3 protein-coding genes are annotated in these 1428 nt (G+C 26.6%); all 3 read left to right on the top strand.

Annotated features, from left to right (window positions below; translation table 4 throughout):
* Window positions 1–244 (top strand): hypothetical protein (locus tag EHV01_RS05555; RefSeq protein WP_422066591.1); only part of this gene is annotated, 244 nt, incomplete at its 5' end.
* A gap of 190 nt (window positions 245–434) precedes the next feature.
* On the top strand, window positions 435–674 hold the full coding sequence (locus EHV01_RS05550; RefSeq protein ID WP_422066590.1) for a hypothetical protein: 240 nt from the start codon (window positions 435–437) through the stop codon (window positions 672–674).
* Between the two features lie 497 nt (window positions 675–1171).
* Entirely contained in the window at window positions 1172–1402 is a 231-nt protein-coding gene (locus EHV01_RS05545; protein WP_422066589.1) for a hypothetical protein, read from the top strand.
* Window positions 1403–1428 lie beyond the last annotated feature (26 nt).

Raw genomic sequence — 1428 nt, 5'->3', positions numbered from 1 at the left:
AAAAWAACAATGAATTATTGAAAATATGAATAAGCAACTAATTAAAGAAAAATCAATAATTATTTCTGATATGCAACCACTATATTTATTAGTAGCAAAACAAACAAATTCTTCKCATGTAAAAAAGAAGGGTTTTAAAAAAACTCAGAAATTGAATAAGAATAATAAACCATTTACTAAAATGGTTTTTTTATTTGTAAAACCCAAAATTATTAATTGATTCAGAGAAAGGACATCATCTTAAATTCTTAAAATAGAAACTTTTTGCAACTTTTTGTCACCTTCTTTAAGTTGTGTTACACATTTATTAAATATCTTAGAAATCTTTACAAAGTGTATCTGTTTTTCTCCTAATTTAAGGTGTTGTCCTTTCTCTGTTTCAGTTAATTAATTTTCTATTAAATAAAAAAACTTAATAAAAGAAGGGATAAGTAATGGAAATTAATAAACAACAAAAAATATGTGATATTGATAATTGTTATAAAACAATATCATTTATTACCGAAGAATTTTTATCAAATAAAGTTTTATGAACTTGTGAAAAACATAAAGATTTATTGAATAAAGTAAAAGATAAAACACAAAAGCTATTTTATCAAAAACTAGAAAATTCAAAAATTATTTTTGATGATAAAACTGGTTCTTTAAAAATTTTATTTTATAAAACAACTTAATGCAGTGTGGGACGGTTATTTTAAATAACTAAGTGTTTTTTTCCACATAGGCGGTCTAGCCCAGCGGTAATCAGTCCGGAAATAATAGACGCTTTAACAAGCGATAGTCGTGATAAGTGCGAGGTCAACATCGAACGACAATAAATATTGAGATGACCACTTTATAAATAAATTTGCGATAGATATTATCCCATTAGAGGGTGACAGAGGTTTTAAAAACCACAAAGTCAGCATTAGGCTCTTCAAGGTGCGAGTGAATTTATTTTAAAAACTGAACGCTTTGACCTGAAATGGTGCGGATGAAGAGAGAGAATTCTCTCTGGCTCCACAAAGAAAAAACAACTGTCGATTATTAAACAAWATACCGCCACCGCTCACCCCCAGTGAAGCGGATGGCGTAGTAAATAAATAGATAAATACTTAATTATATAACTAACTCTCGCTTTGGCACTTTCACTTGGGAGTGAGTGCCAGCGAATTCAAAATAGGAGGTAAATATGACAATCAAAAATCTAATATCAATATATATGTACAATGATTTTTGTATTAATATATTTGATAATAAAACAGGACAAAAAGAAAATATTAATGATGATATTAATTTAATTAAAAATGAAGAAGCACATTTATTAAATCAAGAAATAACTTATTTCTTTAATTTTGTCGAAAACTCTTGATGAAATAAAAAAAATCATCAATATGACAATTTGAAAACTAATTTTGTGTAAGATTATGATTTTGCTTTAAATTTWWA

Origin of the sequence: Spiroplasma sp. hy2 (assembly GCF_044714365.1) — a bacterium.
GTDB classification, from domain to species: Bacteria; Bacillota_I; Bacilli_A; order Mycoplasmatales; family Mycoplasmataceae; genus Spiroplasma; species Spiroplasma phoeniceum.
This window is presented reverse-complemented; position numbering and strand designations above follow the sequence as displayed.